The following is an 8,813-nucleotide window of genomic DNA, read 5'->3' as shown; positions in this document are numbered from 1 at the left end:
ACCCACCACCAGTGTTCCGCCTGTGCCCCAGGCGGTTTCCTTGGTGTTTTCACCGATGGTGCGGTGGTTGTAGGTGGTTGCCAGCAGCCCGATGTAGTGTTTGTCGGCCCTTGGCGTTTCCTGGGCCAGGGCGGCCTGGGATGCGAGGAGCAGGGCAGGGACAAGCGGACAGACGAGGGGCGTTCGCACAACCTTGTTCATTGTTATCGGGCTTCCTGACATGGGCGAATACGGGCTGATTCTGCCTCGTGTAACCGTTTGTTACGTCGACCCGTGTCACACTTCCCCCTGTCAATTCCTGCTGTTTCTCAATCCTCGTCGAACAGGCCCTCTTCCCGCGCCATCAGCAGCAGTGCGTAGACGCCATTTTCAGGCAACTGGGGTTCCAGGCTTTCCTCGAACAGGAGCTGGCGGCGGCGGTCTTCCAGGGTTTCGCTGTTCAGGCCTGTGATCAGCTCACTGATGGGTGCGATTTCGAACGGGGCCTCCTGTGCCACGGCCGTGAAAATGAGGTCTACCAGAATCTCGTCCGGATCGAGGCCGTCCACGAAGACGGTCTGGTCGGGCAGATCCTGGTGCAGTTCCCGGGCCAGCTCGATCAGGGGCACGCCCTGTTCTTCAAGGTAGAGGAGGTCGACATCGCCCAGGTCACCGTCTTCCGGGAGCCAGTCGTCGGAAGGGGCTATAACCACGGTTTTCATTCGGCCGTCTTCCAGCGACCAGGCCATGGCGGTGGGAAAAAGCGCGTCGTCGGTCTGGCAGTATTCAATGTCGAGAAATCTCGGTGCTGGCACGTTGGGCTCCCGGTGATGGTTGATTTGTGACCCGGTTATAGGGAATGTCCGTTGACGCAGTATGAGGCTTTACGGCTTCATGCCATACTGTTGGCGCAATTATCTTTTAATCAGGGACATCATGGAACACGCTGAATTTAACAAAGATTTATTGAAGTTTCTGAACACTTCCCCCACACCCTGGCATGCGGTCGACACCATGAAACAACGGCTGAGTGCGGCCGGATTTCAGGAGCTGGATGAGCGGGAAGACTGGTCGCTGGTGAGCAACCAGGGCTATTACGTTGTCCGCAACGGCTCCTCAATTGTCGCCTTCCGAACTGGCAGCAAAGATGTCAGCACCTCGGGAATCCGCATGGTGGGTGCTCATACAGACAGCCCCTGCCTGAAGGTCAAGCCGAACCCTGAGCTCCGCCGCAAGGGCTTCTTCCAGTTGGGTGTCGAAGTTTACGGTGGTGTGCTGCTGAATCCCTGGTTTGACCGGGATCTTTCCCTGGCCGGTCGGGTGACGGTGCTGGACGAAGACGGCAAGGTACGGGACACCCTGGTGGATTTCCGTAAGCCTGTGGCATTCATTCCGAGCCTGGCAATCCATCTTGATAGAGAAGCCAACAGCAATCGCACGGTTAACCCACAGACCGATCTGCCACCGGTTCTGATGCAGGTTCCTGAGAGCGATACCACCAGCTTCGTGGATCTGCTGTCCCAGCAGGTCAAGTCGGAGACCGGGCTCACTGTCCGCAAGGTCCTGGGGTACGAGCTCAGTTTCTACGATGCCCGTGAAGCCTCGTTTGTCGGATTGCGTGATGATTTCATCGCCTCGGCTCGCCTGGACAACCTTCTGAGTTGTTATATTGGCCTCCAGTCGCTGCTGAAAACCTCCGGCGACGAAGCCGCGTTGCTGGTCTGCAACGATCACGAGGAAGTTGGCAGTATGTCTGCCGAAGGTGCACAAGGGCCGTTCCTGACAGCGGTTCTGGACCGCTGGGTCGGCGCTGGCAAGGCTCGTGCTATTGCCAACTCGATGATGGTGTCGGCGGACAATGCCCATGGCATTCATCCGAATTACATGGATAAACATGATGAGAATCATGGCCCGATTCTCAATCAGGGGCCGGTGATCAAGGTCAACCATAACCAGCGGTACGCCACCAACAGTCGATCGGCAGCAGTTTACCGGCACATCAGTGACGAGCTGGGGTTGCCTCACCAGACCTTTGTGGTTCGGAGCGATATGGGCTGTGGCAGCACCATTGGGCCCCTGACGGCGGGGAACCTGGGTGTAACCACGCTGGATATTGGCGTGCCCCAGTTCGGTATGCATTCCATTCGGGAGCTGATTGGCACCGAGGATGGGTTCACGTTGTTCCGGGTGCTGACCGAATTCATGCAGCGCGAGCAGATTTTCTGAGGCCGTAAACGAAAAATGCCGCTGGTTCAGAAGAATCAGCGGCATTTCGGAATAAGTGGCTCCCCGAGCTGGGCTCGAACCAGCGACAAACGGATTAACAGTCCGTTGCTCTACCAACTGAGCTATCGGGGAACGTCGTCGTGTGACGAGGCGCGTATATTAAGTTGGCAATACCGCCCCGTCAACCCCTGGCCAGAACTTTTTAGCCAAGCGCTTTCTGAAGGCGTTCGACAGCCTTTTCCAGGTTTTCCATGCTGGTCGCAAAGCTCAGGCGCATGTGGCCAGGGCAACCGAAGGCGGAACCCGGGACCAGTGCCACGCCGGCGTCGGTCAGCAGTTTCTCGGCGAATTCAACGTCAGTGCTGACGCTGGAATCCGCATCGATGGCGCCCTGGAAGCTGGGGAACACATAGAAGGTACCGTCGCCGTTCAGGCATTCAACGCCTGGCAGCTTGTTCAGTGCTTCTACCAGCCAGTCGTGGCGTTCCTTGAAGGCCTTGACCATCTCGCCCACGCAGCCCTGATCGCCATCCAGCGCAGCCTGTGCCGCTGCCTGGGAGATGGAGGCCGGGTTGGAGGTGCTCTGGGACTGGATCTTCTTCATTGCACCGATGATTTTCGCCGGGCCCGCGGCGTAGCCGATACGCCAGCCAGTCATGGAGTAGGCCTTGGATACGCCATTCAGGACGAAGGTGCGGTCATACAACTCAGGCGTGGCGTTCAGGATGTTGCAGAACGGTTTGCCGGTCCAGAGGATCGGCTCATACATATCGTCGGTGGCGATCATGATGTTCGGGTGCTTCTTCAGCACCTCGCCGATGGCCTGCAGCTCTTCGAGGGTGTAGGCCATGCCGCTCGGGTTCGAGGGGCTGTTGATCACGAACAGGCGGGTACGCTCGGTAATCGCGTTTTCCAGCTGCTCCGGAGTGATCTTGAAGCGGGTTTCAGCACCGGTTTCGATAATCACGGGTTTGCCTTCAGCCACCAGCACCATATCCGGGTAGGAAACCCAGTACGGGGCAGGGATGATGGCTTCGTCACCCGGGTTCAGTGTGGCAAGTGCGAGGTTGAAAAAGCTCTGTTTGCCACCACTGCTTACCAGTATCTGGTTGGCTTCGTAATCCAGGCCGTTGTCCCGTTTGAACTTCGCAATAATCGCTTTTTTCAGGGCTGGCGTACCATCCACGGCAGTGTATTTTGTCTGGCCGTTATTGATGGCTTCAATGGCTGCCTGTTTGATGTGATCAGGTGTGTCGAAGTCCGGCTCGCCGGCACCCAGGCCGATAATGTCCTGGCCTGCTGCGCGGAGTTCCGCGGCCTTGTTGGTGACTGCGAGGGTGGGAGAGGGCTTGATAGCCTGTACTCGGCTGGAAAGTTGAAGGTCCAAACTTGCGCTCCTTAAAGCTGCGTCTGATAGGGCTGCGACCGCCGGGTGCCAGAGCTGCTGGCTGATTTACGCCCAGCCGTCGATCGCACTGATGGTATCATGAAGCCAGTGTATCGCTAAATTTCTCGAATGGCAGGGGCTGTTTCGCCCGTGCGTCGGTTTTACCGGAGGTTTCCGCCAGTTATGGCCAGTAATCAGGCAAACGTTTCCGCCAGAGAGGGTGTGTTCCAGGTTGATTCGCCGTTCCAGCCAGCGGGCGATCAGCCCAAGGCAATCGAAGGGCTGGTGGATGGTATCCAATCCGGTCTGGCACACCAGACGTTGCTGGGGGTAACCGGCTCCGGTAAAACCTTCACCATCGCCAATGTCATCCAGCAGGTCCAGCGGCCCACCATCATCATGGCCCATAACAAGACCCTGGCCGCCCAGCTCTATGGTGAGTTCAAGGAGTTCTTTCCCGACAATGCGGTGGAGTATTTCGTTTCCTACTACGACTACTATCAGCCAGAAGCTTACGTGCCCTCGTCGGACACGTTTATCGAGAAAGACGCTTCTATCAACGAGCACATTGAGCAGATGCGTCTATCTGCTACCAAGGCATTGCTGGAAAGACCGGATGCCATCATTGTGGCGACGGTGTCGTCTATCTACGGCCTCGGTGACCCCCAGTCCTACCTGAAGATGATGCTGCATCTGGACCGGGGCGATCAGATCGATCAGCGATACATCCTCCGGCGCCTGGCCGAACTTCAGTACACCAGGAACGATATCGAGTTCCACCGGGCCAATTATCGGGTTCGGGGCGATGTGATCGATGTATTCCCGGCGGAATCCGAGAAGGAAGCTATCCGCATCGAGCTCTTCGATGACGAGGTTGAGAATCTCAGCTATTTCGACCCGTTGACCGGTGAGGTCCTGCGCCGAGTGCCACGGGTCACCATCTACCCGAAATCGCACTATGTGACGCCCCGGCAGACGGTGTTGGATGCGGTCGAGCATATCAAGGTTGAGCTGGATGAGCGGCTGCAGCAGCTGCGGGACAACAACCGCCTGGTGGAAGCACAACGCCTGGAAGAGCGCACCCGGTACGACATCGAAATGATGCTGGAACTGGGCTATTGCAACGGCATCGAGAACTACTCGCGCTATCTCTCGGGTCGCCGCCCAGGTGAGGCACCGCCGACACTGTTTGATTACCTGCCGCCCAATGCCTTGCTGGTGGTGGATGAATCTCACGTGACCATTCCCCAGATCGGCGCCATGTACAAGGGCGACCGGTCCCGGAAGGAAACCCTTGTTGAGTACGGTTTCCGCCTCCCATCGGCGCTGGATAACCGACCCATGAAGTTTGAAGAGTGGGAGCGAATTGCGCCCCAGATGATCTTCGTATCCGCAACCCCGTCCACTTACGAGGCCGAGCATGCGGGTCAGGTGGTGGAACAGGTGGTGCGCCCCACCGGCCTGCTGGACCCGGAAATCGAGGTGCGTCCCGCGTCTACCCAGGTGGACGATCTGCTCTCGGAAATCCACACGCGGGTGAAGGTAAAGGAACGGGTTCTGGTGACCACGCTGACCAAGCGTATGGCCGAGGATCTGACCGACTTCCTGATGGAACACGACATCAAGGTTCGCTATCTGCACTCGGACATCGATACCGTCGAGCGGGTGGAGATCATCCGGGACCTCCGGCGGGGGGAATTCGATGTGCTGGTGGGCATCAACCTGCTGCGGGAAGGTCTGGACATGCCCGAGGTTTCGCTGGTGGCCATCCTGGATGCAGATAAGGAAGGTTTCCTGCGCTCCGAGCGCTCACTGATCCAGACCATGGGTCGTGCGGCGCGGAATGTTCACGGCAAGGCCATTCTCTACGGTGACCGGATTACAGGCTCCATGCAGCGGGCTATTGATGAGACAGAGCGTCGCCGGGCCAAGCAGGAAGCTCACAATCTGGAGCAGGGCATTACCCCGCAGGGCCTGAACAAGAAAATTGCCGACATCATGGAAGGTGCCGGAGGCGGCGGCCGTGGCCGTCGCAAGGCCGAGCGCCCGGGGCAGAAAGCAGCCGAAGAGGCGGAACAGTATCGGGCCAAGGCTGGCAATCGATCGCCGGAGGAGGTCCTCAAGGAGGTGTCCCGGCTTGAGGATGAAATGTACAAGGCCGCTTCCGAACTGGATTTCGAGACGGCTGCGCGTCTGCGGGATGATATCGCCGAGCTGAAAGAGGCGGCACTGCGGACCGGCTGATCAGGCCGGTCGCTTGGGCCCTACGATGATCGCAGCCTGCAATGGCTGGTTCCTGCCGTACCGTGAAATCTGGCTGAACACCCGGCGGTCGACTGGCAGGTACTGCTTGTCGGCCACGGTTTCGCCGAGTTCTGTATCAATTTCCGGGTCGTGCAGGTACACGAACTGGTCGTCAATCGCGCAGACGGTGACCCAATGGGGAACGCGGCTGCGATTCAGTTGCCAGGTGCTGATCAGGATGACCGGAATTCTGCCTTCGTGAAGGGCTTCTTCCATCGCTTCAAGGGTCAGCGGGTCATGGTGTAGCTGAATGCCTGTCTTGCCGATGTCGTGTAAAAAGCCCTCGTGTACCAGCTCCAGTACCCGCTTCTTGTCCTCGCTTCTGACGGTGTCCTTGAAAAGGGCTCCTTCCATGCTGATCCAGGCGCTGGCTTCAAAACCCCGATTCCACGCTGCGAGCGCCAGTCCATGTGGGCCGCAGCCGCCGTGGCCGGCGAGCATAAATATGGTGGTCGCTTCCCGCCAAAGCCTGAGTTCTTCCAGGGTTGTGAGTGGTTGCTGTTCATCCAGAGCGGCCATCGCCATGATCAGCGCCGCCGGCCCGCAGGAGAAATCCGTGGTCTGCGGATAGTAGGGAACGGCCGGAAATTCTCTTGAAGGCTCGTAGAACAGAATCCGTCGCTCGAAGCGAAGGGCGTCTCCGTGGTCTTCGTAATAGTCCCGGTAGGTGCCGAACTGGCGATAGCCCAGGCGCTTGTAGAGGTTGATGGCGCCTCTGTTATCCTCGCGGACTTCCAGGCGCATGATGATACGGCCAGCGTCCACCGCCTCAGATTCTGCTTCCCGTACCAGTTTTTCGCCCACGCCCTGGCCACGCACAGCCGGAGACACCGCAATGGAGTAGATTCGGGCGAGCCGGGTGGCAGCGCTCATCAGAATCAGGCAGTAGCCCACCAGCTCGCCATCGGCCTCGGCCACAATCAAGCGGTCTCTGGGCATCTCCAGAAAGCGGCGGAAGCTACGCCTGGAAAGCCGGTCTTCGGCGAAGCACCGGTTTTCGAGCAAGACCAGGGCGTCGAGATCCTTGCTGGAGGCTTGTCGGAGCTGGAAATCAGGCATTGAGAGACGGCCTTGAAAAACGCGAGGAGGGCATGCTGTTGGGCTTCCCGTACTCCGCTATTATGTGTGAGAGTCAGGGTAACGCAAAGACCACAAGGATGCGTAAAAGCACGCATTATGCGCCGATTGTGCAGCGATTGTGACCGGCGTATTGTGGCCTCAATTACTACAGGCAAGACCTTTCAGGGAGGAATGCCTTCAATGTCCCGATTGCTTATCGTAGTGGACCGCGCCAAAGACTGGGCGCCTTATTACCCCAGTGAGGACGTGCTGACGTTTGATCAGTACCTCCAGTTCTCAGCTCCGCCCGCCAGCCGGGTGAGGGTCATCAACCTGTGTCAGAGCGCCCGTTACCTGAGCAAGGGGTATTATTGTTCACTCCTGGCGGAAGCCCGTGGTCACCATGTCGTACCCTCGGTGATGACGCTCAATGATCTCGGCCGCAAAGGACTGTTTTCACTTGAGCTGGAAGAGCTTGATGAAAGCGTCATCAACTGGCTGGAAGCAGCGGGTTCCGCTATTGACCCTGCCAGTGATGAGCGCGCGGCCACCCATGAAGTGCGCATTCGGACCTACTTTGGCCAGGCCGAGCACCCGGATCTGAAGCCGGTCGCCCGGGCGCTGTTCGAGCGGTTCCCTTGTCCGATTCTTGAAATTGTTTTCAAGCGCCGCAAGCAGTGGCAGATCGAGTCCATGAAGCCGGCGGCTCCGGCGGATCTGGGCGAGCAGGAGCAGGACGTGTTCGCGGCGGCCCTGGATCGTTTCAGCAGCATGGTCTGGCGTAAGCCACGGACCCGACGCCGTTACCGCTATGATCTGGCGGTGCTGGTCAATCCCGATGAGGAGATGCCGCCGAGTGACAAGGTTGCCCTGAAGCGTTTCGAGAAAGCCGGTCGCAAGCTGGGTATCAACGTTGAGCAGATTACCCGGCGGGATTATATGCGCCTGCCGGAATACGATGGGTTGTTCATTCGTGAGACCACTGCCATTGATCATCACACCTACCGGTTTGCCCGCAAGGCGGCCGCTGAGGGCATGGTGGTCATTGATGATCCGGTGTCGATCCTCAAGTGCACCAACAAGGTGTTCCTTGCAGATCTCCTGAAGAACAACAAGGTTCCCACGCCCAAGACACTCATCCTGTCGAAAGATCAGAAGAACGCTGTCGAGCAGGTCATCAGTGAGCTGGGTTTTCCGGTAGTTATCAAGATCCCGGATGGTGCGTTTTCCCGAGGCGTAACCAAGGCCGAAGACGAGAAGACCCTCCGTGCCGGGCTGAGAGACCTGTTCAAGCAGTCCGCCCTGGTGCTGGCTCAGGAATACCTTTACACCGATTACGACTGGCGTATTGGTGTGCTCGGTGGGCGGGCCATCTACGCCTGCAAGTACATGATGGTGAAAGGCCACTGGCAGATCTATCAGCACAGCGAATCCGAGAGTGAGAGCGGTGGCTTTGAGACCATGCCCACGTATGAGGTGCCAAGGAATGTCATTCAGGCGGCCCTGAATGCCACCAGACTGATCGGCAACGGGCTGTACGGTGTGGATATCAAACAGTCAGGCAACCGGGTTGCCGTCATCGAAGTCAACGACAACCCGAGCATTGATGCGGGCGTGGAAGACCGCTTCCTGGGGGGCGAGCTCTACACCCTGATCATGCAGGAATTTCTTTCAAGGATGGAAGAGAACAGGCGTCGCTAGGTTATATGGCCGGCGGCTTTCAGGGGCCGGCCACCCATACCCGGACACTCCCAAACCAGGGGTAATCACCGAGCTCTTCCCTGATGTTTGAGGATGAGAAGACGGTTTCACCCTCGGGGCTGTCCAGGAACAGCTCCAGATGCACCTTGTTTTTCAC

General features: G+C 58.2%; 6 protein-coding genes, 1 tRNA gene and 2 pseudogenes. 3 read left to right on the top strand and 6 right to left on the bottom strand.

The window, feature by feature from the left end; all coding sequences use genetic code 11:
• Nucleotides 1–201, bottom strand: a pseudogene (locus tag B2W52_RS21600) (outer membrane beta-barrel protein); the annotation flags it as partial.
• 107 nt (nucleotides 202–308) lie between these two features.
• The gene (locus tag B2W52_RS21595) at nucleotides 309–794 is read right to left on the bottom strand and encodes a hypothetical protein (RefSeq protein WP_273017899.1); all 486 of its coding nucleotides are present in this window, start codon (nucleotides 792–794) and stop codon (nucleotides 309–311) included.
• A 121-nt stretch (nucleotides 795–915) separates the two neighbouring features.
• Here B2W52_RS21595 and B2W52_RS21590 point away from each other — a divergent pair, with 121 nt between their 5' ends.
• Entirely contained in the window at nucleotides 916–2,205 is a 1,290-nt protein-coding gene (locus B2W52_RS21590) for a M18 family aminopeptidase (protein ID WP_273017898.1), read from the top strand.
• A gap of 56 nt (nucleotides 2,206–2,261) precedes the next feature.
• On the opposite strand, the gene B2W52_RS21585 is transcribed toward B2W52_RS21590, so the two are convergent.
• Nucleotides 2,262–2,337 (bottom strand) — tRNA-Asn (locus B2W52_RS21585).
• Nucleotides 2,338–2,407: 70 nt separating this feature from the next.
• Nucleotides 2,408–3,592 (bottom strand): pyridoxal phosphate-dependent aminotransferase, encoded by a 1,185-nt coding sequence (locus B2W52_RS21580; RefSeq protein WP_014576796.1) that lies wholly within the window; start codon nucleotides 3,590–3,592, stop codon nucleotides 2,408–2,410.
• A gap of 183 nt (nucleotides 3,593–3,775) precedes the next feature.
• Between B2W52_RS21580 and uvrB the strand changes: the two genes are divergently transcribed.
• On the top strand, nucleotides 3,776–5,836 hold the full coding sequence (uvrB, locus tag B2W52_RS21575; RefSeq protein ID WP_053114954.1) for an excinuclease ABC subunit UvrB: 2,061 nt from the start codon (nucleotides 3,776–3,778) through the stop codon (nucleotides 5,834–5,836).
• On the opposite strand, the gene rimI is transcribed toward uvrB, so the two are convergent.
• Nucleotides 5,837–6,955: a ribosomal protein S18-alanine N-acetyltransferase gene (rimI, locus tag B2W52_RS21570; RefSeq protein WP_053114955.1), complete on the bottom strand. Its 1,119-nt coding sequence runs from the start codon at nucleotides 6,953–6,955 to the stop codon at nucleotides 5,837–5,839.
• Between the two features lie 201 nt (nucleotides 6,956–7,156).
• Between rimI and B2W52_RS21565 the strand changes: the two genes are divergently transcribed.
• Nucleotides 7,157–8,656, top strand: a complete 1,500-nt coding sequence (locus tag B2W52_RS21565) for a RimK family protein (RefSeq protein ID WP_053114956.1) — start codon at nucleotides 7,157–7,159, stop codon at nucleotides 8,654–8,656.
• 19 nt (nucleotides 8,657–8,675) lie between these two features.
• Here the strand turns inward: B2W52_RS21565 and B2W52_RS22395 are convergent.
• Nucleotides 8,676–8,813: pseudogene (locus B2W52_RS22395) on the bottom strand (cation diffusion facilitator family transporter); the annotation flags it as partial.

Origin of the sequence: Marinobacter sp. UBA2498 (assembly GCF_002341575.1) — a bacterium.
In the GTDB taxonomy this organism is placed as follows: Bacteria; Pseudomonadota; Gammaproteobacteria; order Pseudomonadales; family Oleiphilaceae; genus Marinobacter; species Marinobacter manganoxydans.
Note: the sequence above shows the minus strand (reverse complement) of the source record. Positions and strands in the feature narration are given on the sequence as shown.

Coding starts and splice junctions, on each gene's coding strand:
- B2W52_RS21565 (WP_053114956.1), top strand. CDS start 7,157: ATGTCCCGATTGCTTATCGTAGTGGACCGCGCCAAAGACTGGGCGCCT.
- rimI (WP_053114955.1), bottom strand. CDS start 6,955: ATGCCTGATTTCCAGCTCCGACAAGCCTCCAGCAAGGATCTCGACGCC.
- uvrB (WP_053114954.1), top strand. CDS start 3,776: ATGGCCAGTAATCAGGCAAACGTTTCCGCCAGAGAGGGTGTGTTCCAG.
- B2W52_RS21590 (WP_273017898.1), top strand. CDS start 916: ATGGAACACGCTGAATTTAACAAAGATTTATTGAAGTTTCTGAACACT.